Raw genomic sequence first — 15,036 nt, 5'->3', positions numbered from 1 at the left:
ACATGCAATGTTGAAAGAACTTCGTCCGGCAATCGTCATGATCGTTGCCACCACCGCCATCACCGGCCTGCTCTACCCCATCGCGATGACCGGTGCGGCCCAGGCCCTCTTCCCCAAGCAGGCGAACGGCAGCCTGATCGAGAAGGACGGAACCGTCATCGGCTCGACGCTGATCGGCCAGGCCTTCACCAGCGACAAGTATTTCCACGGCCGCCCGTCGGCCGCGGGCGACGGCTACAACGCCGCCTCGTCCTCTGGCTCGAACCTCGGCCCGACCAGCCAGAAGCTGATCGACCGCGTCAAAACCGACTACGAGGCGGCCAAGGCCACCAACCCTGGCGCCGACGTACCGATCGACCTCGTCACCGCCTCGGGCAGCGGGCTTGATCCCCACATCACCCCCGATGCCGCCTATTTCCAGGTCGCCCGCGTCGCCAAGGCCCGTGGTCTCGACGAGGCGAAGGTCAAGGCGCTGGTGGATGCCGCCGTCGAGGCGCGTGAGCTTGGGTTCCTGGGTGAGCCTGTGGTCAATGTGCTTGCGTTGAACATGGCACTTGATGCACCTATGACGCGTTGAATGTCAGCGCGAATAGCCCCCTCACCCGGCCTCCGCTGCGCTCGGCCACCCTCTCCCCAAGGGGAGAGGAGGAGTGGCAACGACGCGGCACTTCACCTTCTCCCCCTCGGGGAGAAGGTGGCCCGAAGGGTCGGATGAGAGGGCTGCTTGCGCGGACCGCAGAGAAAGACCACCACGCATGCCCGATAGCAGTCGCGATACCGATCCACGGCCATCCCCCGACGCCCTTCTTGAGCGCGCCGAGCGTGAAACACGCGGCCGTCTGAAGATCTTTCTCGGCGCCGCGCCCGGCGTCGGCAAGACCTACGAGATGCTGGTGTCCGGCCGTGCCAAAATTGCCGATGGACTGGATGTGGTGATCGGCGTGGTCGAGACCCACGGGCGCAAGGAAACCGAGGCGCTGCTGGCCGGTTTCGAGATCATCCCGCGCGTCGCGGTCGCCTACAAAGGCCATTCGCTCGAGGAAATGGACCTCGACGGGATCCTCGCCCGCAGGCCCGATCTGGTGCTGGTCGATGAGCTTGCCCATACCAATGCTCAGGGCAGCCGTCATCCGAAGCGCTATCTCGACGTCCGGGAACTGCTCGATCGCGGCATCGATGTCTATACGACGCTCAATATCCAGCATGTCGAAAGCCTCAACGATGTCGTCTCGCAGATCACCCGCATCCGAGTACGCGAGACGGTGCCGGACTCGGTCATCGACGTTGCCGACGACATCGAGATCATCGACCTGACGCCCGACGACCTGATCAAGCGGCTGCATGACGGCAAGGTCTATGTGGCGCGCACGGCCGAGCGGGCGCTGACCAACTATTTCACGCCCGGCAACCTGACGGCGCTGCGCGAACTGGCACTGCGAAAGACTGCCCAGCGCGTCGACGACCAGCTGCTGACCCATATGCAGGCACACGCCATTTCCGGCCCCTGGGCGGCAGGCGAACGCGTGCTCGTTTCCGTCGATCACCACGCGCGCTCGGCCTCACTGGTCCGCTACGCCTCGCGGATGGCAGCACGGCTTCGCGCACCCTGGTCGGCCGTCTATATCGAGACCAATCGCTCGATCAATTTGACGGAAGGCGAGCGCGACACGATTGCCGCGACGCTGCGGCTGGCCGAACAGCTCGGCGGCGAGGCGTTGACGCTGCCGGGCCGCGAGGTCTCGGAAGAGCTGCTGCGCCATGCCGGCGCCAACAACGTCACCCATATCGTCATCGGCTCGCCGAAGAAGCCGACATGGCGGGAATGGCTGCAGCCTTCGGCGACGGACCAATTGATCCGCCGGGCTGGCGATATCAGCGTCCACGTCATCTCGGGAAGCGAGAAGGACACGGCGGCCAAGAGCGGTGTGAAGGCTGCTTCCGCCGCCACGGCCTTCGATATCCGCGCCTATATTCTGGCGACGGGCTATGTGGTCGTGGCGCTTGCCGCAGGCATCGTGCTCGATCAGGTGCTCGATGTCCGCAATCTGGCACTGGTGTTTCTGATGGCGGTGCTGACCTCGGCCGTCATCCACGGCCTGCGCCCAGCGCTCTATACCTGCATCATCAGTGCCCTGACCTTCAACTTCTTCTTCCTGCCGCCGCGCTACACGCTGACGATCAGCGACCCCGAGAGCGTCCTCGCACTTTTCTTCTTCCTCGGCGTAGCGATCATCGCCTCCAACCTGACGGCAACGGTGCAGCGGCAGGCCGCGGCCGCACGGCAGCGCGCCAGAACGACAGAAGATCTCTACCTCTTCTCCAAGAAGCTCGCCGGAACCGGCACGCTGGATGACGTGCTCTGGGCGACGGCGTTCCAGATCGCCTCGATGCTGAAGGTCCGCGTCGTGCTGCTGCTTCCCGAGGATGGGGGCATTGCCGTGAAGGCCGGTTATCCGCCCGATGACACGCTGGATGATGCCGATATCGCCGCCGCCCGCTGGGCCTGGGAGCACAATCATGCCGCCGGCCGCGGCGCCGATACGTTGCCCGGCGCAAAGCGCCTCTATGTGCCGCTACGCACCGGCCGCACCGCCGTCGGCGTCATCGGCCTCGATAGCGACCGGCGCGACGGACCGTTGCTGACACCGGAGCAGCAGCGACTGCTCGATGCGCTGGCGGATCAGGCGGCCCTTGCGATCGAACGCGTCCAGCTCGTCGCCGATGTCGACCGCGCCAAGCTCGCGGCGGAAGCCGATCGCCTGCGCTCGGCGCTGCTCACCTCGATCTCGCATGACTTGAAAACCCCGCTCGCGGCGATCCTTGGTGCGGCGGGAACGCTCCGCGACTATCTGAGCTCGATGACCGAGGAGGATCGCAACGATCTCCTGTCGACCGTCGTCGATGAATCCGAGCGTCTCAACCGCTTCATCGCTAACCTGCTCGACATGACCAAGATCGAATCCGGCGCCATGGAGCCGAACTATGCGCTGCATTATGCAGGCGACATTGCCGGAAGCGCACTGCGCCGCGCCGCCAAGATCCTCGACGGGCACAGGACGGAAATGAGCATTCCCGAAGACCTGCCGATGGTGAAGGTCGATCCGGTGCTTTTCGAGCAGGTGCTGTTCAACCTGCTCGACAATGCCGCCAAATACGCGCCGGAAGCATCGACGATCCGCATCCGCGGCTTCTCCGACGCTTTCAGCGTTGCGCTCGAGGTCTCCGATGAAGGCCCCGGCATTCCCGAGGGTGATCTCGACCGCATCTTCGACACCTTCTACCGTGTCCGCAAGGGCGATCAGGTTCGCGCCGGCACCGGGCTCGGGCTTTCCATCTGCCGCGGCTTCATCGAGGCCATGGGCGGCACCATCACGGCAGGAAACCGGAAGGATCGCCCAGGCGCGGTCTTCACCATCCGGCTTCCCAGACCCAATGACACTCTCAAACTGGATGAACTCAAATGAGCGGTTCGCCCGTCAAAATTCTCGTCGTCGATGACGAGCCCCCTATCCGCAAGCTGCTGCGCGTCGGACTGACAGCACAGGGCTACGAAGTCCACGAGGCCGCCAATGCGCTGGCCGYCCGGCAATCGGTGGTCGATGATCTGCCCGATCTCGTCGTTCTCGATCTCGGCCTCCCGGATACGCCGGGGCACGACCTGCTGCAAGAGTGGCGGGACGACGGGCTGACCATGCCTGTCGTCATCCTCTCCAGCCGCACCGACGAGGCCGGTATCGTCAAGGCGCTGGAGACCGGCGCCGATGATTATGTCACCAAGCCGTTCGGCATTGCCGAACTCGGCGCCCGCATCCGCGTGGCACTCCGACATCGCCTGCAGCAGCAGGGCGAGAAGGCGATCTTCCAGACCGGCGGTCTGTCGATCGACATCGTCAAGCGGATCGTCAAGGTTGACGGCAGGGAGATCAAGCTGTCGCCGAAGGAATACGACATCCTGCGCGTGCTCGCCCAGCACGCCGGAAAGGTGCTCACCCACCAGTTCCTGCTGAAACAGGTCTGGGGGCCGGCGGCCGATGTGCAGTATCTCAGGGTCTATGTCCGACAGCTGCGTCAAAAGGTCGAGCAGGTTCCCGATCAGCCGCACTATATAACCACGGAGACCGGGGTCGGTTACCGTCTTCGCGAGCCCGACTGAGCGGCCGCAGGCCTTCTTCGAAGACAAATGGAAATCACATGAATCTTGCAGACATCATCTTGCCGGAACACACCTTTATCGGCGTTTCGGTCTCGACGAAATGGCGCGCGCTCCAGAATATGGCGGAAAAGGCCGGAAAGGCCTTCGGCGTCGAGGAGCAGGCGATCATCCGGGCGCTCGAAACCCGCGAAAACCTGGGTTCGACAGGCATCGGCAACGGCATCGCCGTTCCGCATGCATCGATCCCCGGCATGACCAGCCCCCGTGGCCTTCTGGTCCGCTTCGCCCAACCGCTCGATTTCGAGGCGATCGACGATGTGCCCACCGATATCGCCTTCATGCTTCTCTTCGGCGAGAACAATCGCGGCGAATATCTGAACGTGCTGGCGGCGATCGCGAGGCGCCTGCAGTCCGAGGGGGTGCTGGCATCGATGCGGAAGGCGCGCAGCGCCGACGAGCTCTATTCCGATTTCATCGCCGACTCCCGGAGCTGACAGGCCTTGAACAACCATTCCTGCGATCTATTCTGCAATTGAATTGGCAGTGGTTCAAAGGCTTGTCCGGTAAGTCCGTTTCAGAAACCTCTTGCAAATGAAATGACATTCCAGAAAGCGACGTTCCAACCGGAAGAACGTTCGTTTCATTATACGACCAAGTTGATAGAGTTTACTGCAGAAACGAAGGAGGTTTTTCATGCAGTCAACTCGGATCACAAGGCTTCTCGCCGCTGCGGTCTTCGCCGGTAGCGTTGCCATCGGCGCCGTTGCTCCGGCTTTTGCCGATCAGCAGCTTCTCAACGTGTCCTACGACCCGACGCGCGAATTGTATAAGGACTTCAATGCCGCCTTCGCTGCCAAGTGGCAGAAGGATACCGGTGAAGCGGTCACGATCCAGGCCTCCCATGGTGGCTCCGGCGCGCAGGCCCGCTCGGTCATCGATGGTCTCGAAGCTGACGTCGTGACGCTGGCGCTGGAAGGCGACATCGATGCGATCGCCAAGGCGACCGGCAAGATCCCGACCGACTGGAAAACTAAGTTCCCGAATAACTCAACCCCCTACACCTCCACGATCGTCTTCCTAGTCCGCAAGGGCAACCCGAAGGGCATCAAGGACTGGGCCGATCTCGTCAAGGATGACGTCCAGGTCATCACCCCAAACCCGAAGACCTCGGGCGGCGCCCGCTGGAACTTCCTGGCAGCCTGGGCATGGGCCAAGCAGGCAAATGGCGGCGACGAAGCCAAGGCGCAGGACTATGTGACCAAGCTTCTGCAGCACGTTCCGGTTCTCGATACCGGCGCACGCGGAGCGACCACCACCTTCGTCCAGCGCGGTCTCGGCGACGTTCTGCTCGCCTGGGAAAACGAAGCCTATCTCTCGCTTGAAGAACTCGGCCCCGACCAGTTCGAGATCGTGACCCCGGCCTTCTCCATCCGTGCCGACCCGCCGGTTGCGATCGTCGACGGCAATGTCGACAAGAAGGGCACCCGCAAGGTTGCCGAAGCCTATCTGAACTACCTCTATTCGGACGAAGGCCAGAAGATCGCTGCCAAGCACTTCTACCGCCCGATCAAGCCTGAAGCTGCCGATCCGGCAGATATCGCCCGCTTCCCGAAGTTGACGCTTGCCACCATCGATGATTTCGGTGGATGGAAGGAAGCCCAGCCGAAATTCTTCGGCGACGGCGGGGTATTTGACCAGATCTACAAGCCGGCCCAATAATAGAGTTCATGAACGCACATAGCCCCTCACGGTGGCGGTTGAAGCGGCCGAGTGTCATTCCGGGTTTCGGATTGGCGCTCGGCTTAACCTTGACCTGGCTCACCCTTCTGATCCTGATCCCCTTGTCGGGGCTCGCATGGCGTTCGAGCGAACTCGGCTGGGAGAAGTTCCTGTCGATTGCGCTCGATCCGCGCACTGTGAATGCCCTGCGCATCAGCTTCGGCGGCGCCTTCATTGCCGCCTGCATCAATGCCGTCTTCGGTGTCATCCTCGCCTGGGTGCTGGTGCGCTACCGCTTCCCCGGCAAGCGCATCATCGACGCCATGGTCGATCTCCCCTTCGCACTGCCTACAGCCGTTGCCGGTATTGCGCTGACGACGCTCTACGCGCCGAACGGCTGGGTCGGCCAGTTTCTGGCGCCACTCGGCATCAAGATCGCCTTCACACCGGCCGGTATCGTCGTCGCCCTGATCTTCGTGGGCCTGCCCTTCGTGGTGCGTACGGTTCAGCCGGTGATGGAGGAGATCGACAAGGAAGTGGAAGAGGCCGCGGCGACGCTCGGCGCCAACCGCTTCCAGACGATCACCCGCGTCCTGCTGCCGGGCCTTGCGCCTGCCGTACTGACGGGCTTTGCGCTCGCCTTCGCCCGCGGCGTCGGCGAATACGGATCGGTCATCTTCATTGCCGGCAACCTGCCGTTCAAATCGGAGATCGCGCCGCTGCTGATCGTCATCAAGCTCGAAGAGTATAATTACGCCGCCGCCACCGGCATTGCGGCCGTCATGCTCATCATCTCGTTCATCATGCTGCTGGTCATCAATCTCATTCAGAGCTGGCGCAGACGGAGGTACGGACATGGCGCTTGATACTGTCTCCGCCTCTCCGAAGGTTGCCTCCGTCGTGACGGAAAGCAGGCTGGCGCGCTGGGCGCTGATCCTGCTGTCGCTGGTCTTCCTGCTGCTGATCCTGTTCCTGCCGCTGGCTGCCGTCTTTGTCGAAGCCTTCCGCAAGGGCGTCCCGCCGTTCTTCCAGGCGCTGCAGGATGCAGAAACCTTCTCGGCGATCCGCCTCACCCTGATCGTCGCCGGCATCAGCGTGCCGCTGAACGTCGTCTTCGGCGTTGCCGCTGCCTGGGCGATCGCCAAGTTCGAGTTCAAGGGCAAGGCGTTTCTGACGACGCTGATCGACCTGCCCTTCTCGGTGTCGCCGGTGATCTCGGGTCTTGTCTTCGTGCTTCTGTTTGGGGCCAACACCTATCTTGGGAAATGGCTCGATGCGCATAGCATCAAGATCCTGTTTGCCGTGCCGGGCCTGATCCTGGCCACGATGTTCGTTACCTTCCCCTTCGTCGCCCGCGAACTGATCCCGCTGATGCAGGAACAGGGAACGGCCGATGAAGAAGCGGCACTGTCGCTCGGCGCCAGCGGCTGGCAGACCTTCTGGTACGTGACGTTGCCGAACATCAAGTGGGGCCTGCTCTACGGCGTGCTGCTCTGCAACGCCCGCGCCATGGGTGAATTCGGCGCCGTCTCCGTTGTCTCCGGCCATATCCGCGGCCAGACAAACACGATGCCGCTGCAGGTGGAAATTCTCTACAACGAGTATAATTTCACCGGCGCCTTTGCCGTCGCGACACTGCTTGCACTGCTTGCCCTTGTGACTCTTGTTTTGAAAACGCTGCTCGAAATGCGATACAGCGCGGAAATCGCTGCCAGCCGGCGGCACTGAAGGATTGAGAATGGAAGTACGCGTTCAAAACATACGCAAGGAATTCGACCGGTTCCCGGCCCTGCACGACGTTTCGCTCGATATCCGCTCGGGCGAACTGATCGCGCTGCTCGGCCCTTCCGGTTCCGGCAAGACGACACTCCTTCGCCTGATCGCCGGCCTCGAAAGCCCGACCGAGGGGAAGGTTTTCTTCGGCGACGAGGATGCTTCGAAGAAGACGGTGCAGGAACGCAATATCGGTTTCGTGTTCCAGCACTATGCCTTGTTCCGCCACATGACGGTGCTCGACAACGTCGCCTTCGGCCTCAAGGTGCGTGACGGCGCCCGCCGTCCGCCGAAGGCCGAAATCCGCAAGAGGGCGCTCGAATTGCTGGATCTCGTGCAGCTCTCAGGCCTCGAAAAGCGCTATCCGGCCCAACTTTCCGGCGGCCAGCGTCAGCGCGTGGCGCTCGCCCGCGCCATGGCGGTCGAACCGAACGTGCTTTTGCTCGACGAGCCGTTCGGCGCGCTCGACGCCCAGGTGCGCAAGGATCTGCGCAAGTGGCTGCGGGAAATCCACGACCGCACTGGCCACACCACCGTCTTCGTCACCCACGATCAGGACGAAGCGATGGAGCTGGCAGACCGCGTCGTCGTCATGAGCCAGGGTGCGATCGAGCAGGTCGGCACGCCGGATGAGGTCTACGACCGTCCGAATTCGCCCTTCGTCTTCGGTTTCGTCGGCCAGTCGAACTGTTTGAACGTCAAGATCGTCGGCGGCGACATCCTGTTCGAGGGCCGGACGCTCGGCCTGAAGGCAGATGGCGAGCCGGATGGCGAGGCGCAGCTTTATTTCCGCCCGCACGATATCGAACTGCTGGACGCGAACCGCGGCGGAATCCCCGGCACGCTCGCCTCCAGCCGCCGCGTTGCGGGAACAAGGCATATCGAAATCGATATCGGCAAGGGGCACCAGCATATCGAGCTGGAAGTTCCGCCGTCGCAGACCGAAGTCCTCGACAGCAAGCACATCGCCTTCCGGCCGACGCGCTGGAAACTGTTCAGGAAGGGCTGACCCTCACTTCGTCATGCTCGGGCTTGTCCCGAGCATCTGCAACGGCTGACGTAGGGGATCGTTGGATCCTCGGCACAGCGCCGAGGATGACGGCTGCGGGCGGTGCGACCGCCCGCTCAGGCACATTCAATAGATTTCCGGCACGTACATCTCAGGCGGAACCGGTATGCGCGAATAGTCGTCGTGGCGCACGCGCGGCGGCAGGACGATATTGTCCTTCGGCACATCCGCGTAGGGGATATGCTGCAGAAGATGGGCGATCATGTTGAGGCGCGCCCGCTTCTTGTCGACGGCCTGGACCACCCACCATGGCGCTTCCGGAATATGGGTCCGGTCGAGCATCTCCTCCTTGGCCTTGGTGTATTCTTCCCAGTGCACGCGGCTTTCGAGATCCATCGGCGACAGCTTCCACTGCTTCAGCGGATCCTGGATACGCATGCGGAAGCGGAATTCCTGCTCCTCGTCGGTGATCGAGAACCAGTATTTGACGAGAATGATCCCTGAGCGAACAAGCATGCGCTCGAATTCCGGTACCGAGCGGAAGAATTCTTCCAGCTCGTCCTTGGTGCAGAAGCCCATGACGCGCTCGACGCCGGCACGGTTATACCAGCTGCGGTCGAACAGCACCATTTCGCCGGCTGACGGAAGATGCGGCGTATAGCGCTGGAAATACCACTGGTTCCGCTCGCGCTCGGTCGGCGCAGGAAGAGCGACGACGCGGCAGACGCGCGGATTGAGGCGCTGCGTGACGCGCTTGATCGCCCCGCCCTTGCCGGCGGAATCGCGGCCTTCGAACAGCACGACGACCTTGAGCTTCTTGTGCTGCACCCAGTCCTGCAGCTTCACCAGCTCATGCTGGAGGCGGAAGAGTTCGCGGAAATAGGTTTTCCGCTCCAACACGTCTTCGATGCCGCCTGGAAGGTTCTCGGCAACGAGGTCGTCAAGCCGGTCTTCCTCCATCTGCATTTCCAGTTCCTCGTCGAAACTGTCTGCAATCTCGTCCTTGATGCGGCGGAGCTGGTCGATTTCTTCCTGAGTCATGGTCCTGTCCCTTTGATCGGCGCCACATCAACAGGGTTTGACGACAGTAATGTGACAATCGCAGATGCGCGAGGCCGCAGGGCCGCGTTACCGAAAAGTTGTGTCATGCAAGCTTCATGGGCGGGACGTAGCCTTGGCTGCTTTTCCATGAAAGGACAAGGACATGGCTGATATCGCCCCCGATCACCCAATGCCTCAGTCCGGTAGCCATCCGCTGCACTCGTCGAGTGCGGGCAAATGGTTCATACCGGTCTTTCTGCTCATTCTTCTCGTCGGCCTCGGATACGTGGCCTATGCGCTCGGCCGCGACCTGACGGAAGCCGCCGCCGCCGTTCCGTGGATCCTGCTCGGACTGGCGCTGCTGATCGCGCTCGGTTTCGAGTTCGTCAACGGCTTCCACGACACGGCAAATGCCGTGGCGACCGTGATCTACACCCGTTCGATGCCCGCCGAACTGGCGGTCATCTGGTCCGGCTTCTTCAACTTCCTCGGCGTGCTGACTTCGTCGGGCGCTGTTGCCTTCGGTATCCTGGCGCTTCTGCCGGTCGAGCTCATCCTGCAGGTCGGCTCCGGCTCCGGTCTGGCGATGGTCTTCGCCCTGCTGATCGCCGCCATCGTCTGGAACCTCGGCACCTGGTATCTCGGCCTGCCGTCCTCAAGCTCGCACACGCTTGTCGGCTCGATCATCGGCGTCGGCCTTGCCAACCAGTTCCTGGCCCCGGCAGGCAGCGCCACCAGCGGTGTCGACTGGTCGCAGGCGACCAATATCGGCCTGTCGCTGCTGATCTCGCCGCTGATCGGCTTCGGCCTCTCGGCGATCCTGCTCGTCGTCATGAAGTTTCTCGTTCGCAAGAAAGAGCTTTACGAGGAGCCGAAGGGCAACCGGCCGCCGCCGCTCTGGATCCGCGCCATCCTGATCTTCACCTGCACCGGCGTCAGCTTCGCCCACGGGTCGAACGACGGTCAGAAGGGCATGGGTCTCATCATGCTGATCCTGATCGGCCTGGTGCCGACGGCCTTCGCGCTGAACCGCACGCCTGATGTCAACTACCTGGAAGCCTACAAGCAGGCCTCCGCACAGGTGGAAACGGCGCTCGGCAAATATGTGAAGCCCGGCGTCATCGTCACCGACTACAAGGCCGAGGTCAGCAATGCCGTGAAGACCAAGACCTGGACGGATGCGACGACCCCTGCCCTGCAGCAATATATCCACCAGACAAGCGCCGAAGTCGCCGCCTTCCCGACGCTGGAAGCGGTTCCGACCAATCTCGTCGGCAACGTGCGCAACGACATTTATCTGATCGGTGAAGCGCTGAAGCTGATCGACAAACAGAAGCTGCTGCCGATGGATGATGCCGACCTGCAGGCGGTGACCGGCTATCACAAGGCCGTCGACAATGCGACGAAGTTCATCCCGCTCTGGGTGAAGATCGCGGTCGCCATCGCACTCGGGCTCGGCACCATGGTCGGCTGGAAGCGCATCGTCGTCACCGTCGGCGAGAAGATCGGCAAGACGCACCTGACCTATGGACAGGGTGCCGCTGCCGAAGTCGTCGCCATGGTGACGATCGGCGCGGCCGATCATTTCGGTCTGCCGGTCTCGACGACACACGTTCTGTCGTCGGGCGTTGCCGGAACCATGGCGGCGAACGGCTCGGGCCTTCAGTGGTCGACCGTGCGCAACATGCTGATGGCCTGGGTGCTCACCCTGCCCGCCTCGATCGCCATCGCCTTCGTGCTCTTCGTCATCCTCCGTCAGGTCTTCTGAGACCTTGGCGGAAGGAAAATCGCGACAAATGCTGCGGCGCATGATAAGCGCGCCGCAACAACTTTTCAGGTACCCGCTCCTCCATGATCCGCATCGAAAATATCAGCAAGCAGAACAGCCACCGCATTCTCTACATCGAGGCGTCAGCCGCCCTGAACAAGGGCGAGAAGATCGGTCTCGTCGGCCCGAACGGCGCCGGCAAGACGACGCTGTTCCGGATGATCACCGGCGAGGAAATCCCCGACGAAGGGCAGATCTCTGTCGAAAAGGGCATGACCGTTGGTTATTTCAACCAGGATGTCGGCGAGATGTCCGGCCGCAGCGCCGTTGCCGAAGTTATGGAAGGTGCCGGCCCGGTCAGCGAAGTCGCTGCCGAGCTGCGCGATCTCGAGGCGGCGATGTCCGACCCCGACCGCATGGACGAGATGGATGCCATCATCGAGCGTTATGGCGAAGTGCAGGCTCGCTACGAGGAGCTTGACGGCTACGCGCTTGAAGGCCGTGCTCGCGAAGTGCTCGATGGCCTGAGCTTCACGCAGGAAATGATGGACGGCGATGTCGGCGCGCTTTCGGGCGGCTGGAAGATGCGCGTGGCGCTCGGCCGCATCCTCTTGATGCGCCCCGACGTGATGCTGCTCGACGAACCGTCGAACCATCTCGATCTCGAAAGCCTGATCTGGCTCGAGGACTTCCTGAAGAATTATGACGGCGCGCTGCTGATGACCTCGCACGACCGCGAATTCCTCAACCGCATCGTCACTAAGATCATCGAGATCGACGCCGGTTCGCTGAACACCTATTCCGGCGACTACGGTTTCTACGAGAACCAGCGGGCGCAGAACGAAAAGCAGCAGCTGGCGCAGTTCGAACGCCAGCAGGCGATGCTTGCCAAGGAAATCAAGTTCATCGAGCGCTTCAAGGCCCGCGCCTCGCATGCCGCACAGGTGCAGAGCCGCGTGAAGAAGCTCGACAAGATCGAACGCGTCGAGCCGCCGCGCCGCCGCCAGACCGTCGCCTTCGAATTCCTGCCGGCGCCGCGCTCGGGCGAAGATGTCATCAACATCAAGAACGTGCACAAGAAATACGGCAGCCGCAGCATCTATGAAGGCCTGGACTTCATGGTCCGCCGCAAGGAGCGCTGGTGCATCATGGGCGTCAACGGCGCCGGAAAATCAACGCTGCTGAAGCTGGTCACCGGCTCAACCGAACCGGATCAGGGCAGCGTGGCGCTCGGCGCCAGCGTCAAACTCGGCTATTTCGCCCAGCACGCCATGGATATCCTCGACGGCGAGCGCACGGTTCTCGAATGGCTTGAAGATTCCTTCCCGCTCGCGGGCCAGGCGCCGCTGCGCGCGCTCGCCGGCTGCTTCGGTTTCTCGGGCGACGATGTCGAGAAGAAGTGCCGCGTTCTCTCCGGCGGCGAAAAAGCGCGTCTGGTCATGGCCAAGATGCTGTTCGACCCGCCGAACCTCTTGGTTCTCGACGAGCCGACCAACCACCTCGACCTCGACACCAAGGAAATGCTGATCAAGGCGCTCGCCGATTACGAAGGCACCATGCTCTTCGTCTCGCACGACCGCCATTTCCTGGCAGCACTCTCCAATCGGGTGCTGGAACTGACGCCGGACGGCATCCACCAGTATAGCGGCGGCTATACCGAATATGTCGAGCGCACCGGCCAGGAAGCGCCGGGGCTGCGGAGCTAAGTCCGGACGCTGAGCGAGATCGTATGGTGGCGAAAATGTCCCCGATCGATCTCGCAAACCGCGAAAGAAGGGGCGTCGGTCAGCAGAGGCGCTGACCGGCTGCCAAGCACAAGCGGATTGGGCTCGCAAAGAGAACCACAGATATAGACCGGTGTTCTGCCAATTCTGCCAGAAATCGGCCGATGGACGTGGCCGCAGACTACCGCCAGCACACCCGAGCCCGCGTTTTCGAGAACCTCTGCAAACGCATCCGAATTTCGGCACATCACCGCGTCCAACGGCACGATACCCGTCTCGATGGGTGGTTGATGCATGAAGATGACGGACGGACGCCCTGGCTCCAGCGCGCGCTGCAGCCAATCGCAGTGCGGAGCTGCGTCTCCGTGGCTAGCCCCGGGCACGGTGACATCGAGCCCCAGGCATGTCAGACCTGCCAGATCACGGCTAAAATGCATCGGCTGGCTGGCGGCACAGAACTCCACCAATTCTTGATGCATCATGTCCCGGCAATCGCTGTTTCCGGGGATGACATGCACGGGGCAACTCATGGTCCGCAAAATAGCGCCGATCGTCTTGTAGCCCTCCTGCCAATCATCATCGACGAGATCCCCCGTGATGACGAGGAGATCTGGTCGCAGACCGTGGAGCCACTCGGCAACCTTGGCCAGCCGGTCGAGGCCTTCAGAACCCGGAGTCGCATGGATGTCGGATATCTGCGCCAAAAGCATCGAACTCTCCGATTACTCAAAATCGGAGAGTGCAACATGCGTCTCGGAGCTGCAACTGCAAGAGCAGCGAGCGGCCTCAGCTCGCCCGGTTGCCTGCCTCATCGAAGATATGCAGATGCTCTGCCGGGAAGGTCACGTTGACCTTCGGTCCTGCAGTCAGCGCTTCGCGGTTGAGCGTGAAGACCTTGAATGGCAGGCCGTGCAGCGACAGGTGCAGGATGATACCGAAGCCTGTGGGTTCGATGAGTTCGACATCGGCGCTCATGCCGGCGCCGCCTGAGGACATGACGACGTGTTCCGGGCGGATGCCGAGGGTGATCTTCGAGCCATTGGCAAGCGACAGCGGCGAAAGCAGCGGGACGACCGTGCCATCCTTCAGCTTTGCGCCACCATTCTCGTAGCTTGCCTCCAGGAAATTCATGCCGGGCGAGCCGATGAAGCCGGCGACGAAGAGATTGGCCGGGCGATCGTAGAGTTCGAGCGGGCTGCCGACCTGCTGGACGACGCCGCCATGCATGGCGACGATGCGGTCGGCGAGCGTCATTGCTTCGATCTGGTCATGGGTGACGTAGATCGAGGTCGCCTTCAGATCACCGTGCAGTTTCTTGATTTCAGCGCGCATCTGTTCGCGGAGGCGGGCGTCGAGGTTCGACAGCGGCTCGTCGAACAGGAAGGCCTTCGGCTGGCGGACGATGGCGCGGCCCATGGCGACGCGCTGGCGCTGGCCGCCAGAGAGAGCCTTCGGGCGGCGTTCCAGCAGCGGGTCGAGGCCGAGCTTCGAGGCGGCGGAGCCGACGGCGCTGGCAATCTTTTCCTTGGCCGTCTTCCTGAGCTTCAGGCTGTAGCTCATGTTGCCCGCGACATTCATGTGCGGATAGAGCGCGTAGGACTGGAACACCATGGCGATGTCGCGGTCCTTCGGATGCAGCTCGTTGACGCGGTTTCCGGCAATGCGGATCTCGCCGCCGGTAACCTCTTCCAGGCCGGCGATCATGCGCAACAGCGTGGACTTGCCGCAGCCGGACGGGCCGACGAGGACGACGAATTCGCCGTCCTTGATCTCGAGGTCGACGTCGTGCAGCACCTGCACATGGCCGTAAGCTTTCTTGACGTTCTTGATATCGATCGATGCCATGTGC

At 62.2% G+C, this 15,036-nt stretch carries 13 protein-coding genes; 10 read left to right on the top strand and 3 right to left on the bottom strand.

Going from position 1 to position 15,036, the window contains the following annotated elements:
• The first annotated feature begins 7 nt into the window (after window positions 1-7).
• The 8 genes from kdpC to AC1DJO_RS06355 all read left to right on the top strand — a co-directional run bounded on the left by kdpC (window position 8) and on the right by AC1DJO_RS06355 (window position 8,654).
• Window positions 8-577: a potassium-transporting ATPase subunit KdpC gene (gene kdpC, locus AC1DJO_RS06390; protein WP_112388488.1), complete on the top strand. Its 570-nt coding sequence runs from the start codon at window positions 8-10 to the stop codon at window positions 575-577.
• A gap of 178 nt (window positions 578-755) precedes the next feature.
• Window positions 756-3,464 carry a sensor histidine kinase gene (locus tag AC1DJO_RS06385; protein ID WP_112388489.1) on the top strand — a complete coding sequence of 903 codons (2,709 nt, stop codon included), beginning with the start codon at window positions 756-758 and terminating at the stop codon, window positions 3,462-3,464.
• Window positions 3,461-4,153, top strand: coding sequence for a response regulator transcription factor (locus tag AC1DJO_RS06380; RefSeq protein WP_477969518.1), 693 nt, complete (start codon window positions 3,461-3,463; stop codon window positions 4,151-4,153). Before AC1DJO_RS06385 ends, AC1DJO_RS06380 begins: the two co-directional genes overlap by 4 nt.
• 38 nt (window positions 4,154-4,191) lie before the next feature.
• On the top strand, window positions 4,192-4,647 hold the full coding sequence (locus AC1DJO_RS06375) for a PTS sugar transporter subunit IIA (protein WP_112388491.1): 456 nt from the start codon (window positions 4,192-4,194) through the stop codon (window positions 4,645-4,647).
• Between the two features lie 199 nt (window positions 4,648-4,846).
• Window positions 4,847-5,872, top strand: a complete 1,026-nt coding sequence (locus tag AC1DJO_RS06370) for a sulfate ABC transporter substrate-binding protein (protein WP_112388492.1) — start codon at window positions 4,847-4,849, stop codon at window positions 5,870-5,872.
• Between the two features lie 8 nt (window positions 5,873-5,880).
• Window positions 5,881-6,738, top strand: a complete 858-nt coding sequence (cysT, locus tag AC1DJO_RS06365; RefSeq protein WP_112388493.1) for a sulfate ABC transporter permease subunit CysT — start codon at window positions 5,881-5,883, stop codon at window positions 6,736-6,738.
• The gene (cysW, locus tag AC1DJO_RS06360; RefSeq protein ID WP_112388494.1) at window positions 6,728-7,600 is read left to right on the top strand and encodes a sulfate ABC transporter permease subunit CysW; all 873 of its coding nucleotides are present in this window, start codon (window positions 6,728-6,730) and stop codon (window positions 7,598-7,600) included. The genes cysT and cysW overlap by 11 nt, the downstream gene beginning before the upstream one ends.
• A 10-nt stretch (window positions 7,601-7,610) precedes the next feature.
• On the top strand, window positions 7,611-8,654 hold the full coding sequence (locus tag AC1DJO_RS06355; RefSeq protein WP_112388495.1) for a sulfate/molybdate ABC transporter ATP-binding protein: 1,044 nt from the start codon (window positions 7,611-7,613) through the stop codon (window positions 8,652-8,654).
• Window positions 8,655-8,780: 126 nt separating this feature from the next.
• On the opposite strand, the gene ppk2 is transcribed toward AC1DJO_RS06355, so the two are convergent.
• Complete coding sequence (gene ppk2 / locus AC1DJO_RS06350; RefSeq protein ID WP_112388496.1) at window positions 8,781-9,695, bottom strand: polyphosphate kinase 2; 915 nt, start codon at window positions 9,693-9,695, stop codon at window positions 8,781-8,783.
• A gap of 163 nt (window positions 9,696-9,858) precedes the next feature.
• Here ppk2 and AC1DJO_RS06345 point away from each other — a divergent pair, with 163 nt between their 5' ends.
• Complete coding sequence (locus tag AC1DJO_RS06345) at window positions 9,859-11,463, top strand: inorganic phosphate transporter (RefSeq protein WP_112388497.1); 1,605 nt, start codon at window positions 9,859-9,861, stop codon at window positions 11,461-11,463.
• Between the two features lie 83 nt (window positions 11,464-11,546).
• Window positions 11,547-13,169: an ABC-F family ATP-binding cassette domain-containing protein gene (locus AC1DJO_RS06340; protein WP_112388498.1), complete on the top strand. Its 1,623-nt coding sequence runs from the start codon at window positions 11,547-11,549 to the stop codon at window positions 13,167-13,169.
• Here the strand turns inward: AC1DJO_RS06340 and AC1DJO_RS06335 are convergent.
• Both AC1DJO_RS06335 and AC1DJO_RS06330 read right to left on the bottom strand, forming a co-directional pair.
• Complete coding sequence (locus tag AC1DJO_RS06335; protein WP_112388499.1) at window positions 13,166-13,897, bottom strand: metallophosphoesterase; 732 nt, start codon at window positions 13,895-13,897, stop codon at window positions 13,166-13,168. The genes AC1DJO_RS06340 and AC1DJO_RS06335 overlap by 4 nt on opposite strands.
• 76 nt (window positions 13,898-13,973) lie before the next feature.
• Complete coding sequence (locus tag AC1DJO_RS06330; RefSeq protein WP_112388500.1) at window positions 13,974-15,032, bottom strand: ABC transporter ATP-binding protein; 1,059 nt, start codon at window positions 15,030-15,032, stop codon at window positions 13,974-13,976.
• Window positions 15,033-15,036: the final 4 nt, after the last annotated feature.

The organism is Rhizobium sp. 05N430, assembly GCF_056396985.1.
This window is presented reverse-complemented; position numbering and strand designations above follow the sequence as displayed.

Coding starts and splice junctions, on each gene's coding strand:
- cysW (WP_112388494.1), top strand. CDS start 6,728: ATGGCGCTTGATACTGTCTCCGCCTCTCCGAAGGTTGCCTCCGTCGTG.
- AC1DJO_RS06330 (WP_112388500.1), bottom strand. CDS start 15,032: ATGGCATCGATCGATATCAAGAACGTCAAGAAAGCTTACGGCCATGTG.
- AC1DJO_RS06385 (WP_112388489.1), top strand. CDS start 756: ATGCCCGATAGCAGTCGCGATACCGATCCACGGCCATCCCCCGACGCC.
- AC1DJO_RS06340 (WP_112388498.1), top strand. CDS start 11,547: ATGATCCGCATCGAAAATATCAGCAAGCAGAACAGCCACCGCATTCTC.
- AC1DJO_RS06345 (WP_112388497.1), top strand. CDS start 9,859: ATGGCTGATATCGCCCCCGATCACCCAATGCCTCAGTCCGGTAGCCAT.
- AC1DJO_RS06375 (WP_112388491.1), top strand. CDS start 4,192: ATGAATCTTGCAGACATCATCTTGCCGGAACACACCTTTATCGGCGTT.
- AC1DJO_RS06355 (WP_112388495.1), top strand. CDS start 7,611: ATGGAAGTACGCGTTCAAAACATACGCAAGGAATTCGACCGGTTCCCG.
- AC1DJO_RS06370 (WP_112388492.1), top strand. CDS start 4,847: ATGCAGTCAACTCGGATCACAAGGCTTCTCGCCGCTGCGGTCTTCGCC.
- kdpC (WP_112388488.1), top strand. CDS start 8: ATGTTGAAAGAACTTCGTCCGGCAATCGTCATGATCGTTGCCACCACC.
- cysT (WP_112388493.1), top strand. CDS start 5,881: ATGAACGCACATAGCCCCTCACGGTGGCGGTTGAAGCGGCCGAGTGTC.
- ppk2 (WP_112388496.1), bottom strand. CDS start 9,695: ATGACTCAGGAAGAAATCGACCAGCTCCGCCGCATCAAGGACGAGATT.
- AC1DJO_RS06335 (WP_112388499.1), bottom strand. CDS start 13,897: ATGCTTTTGGCGCAGATATCCGACATCCATGCGACTCCGGGTTCTGAA.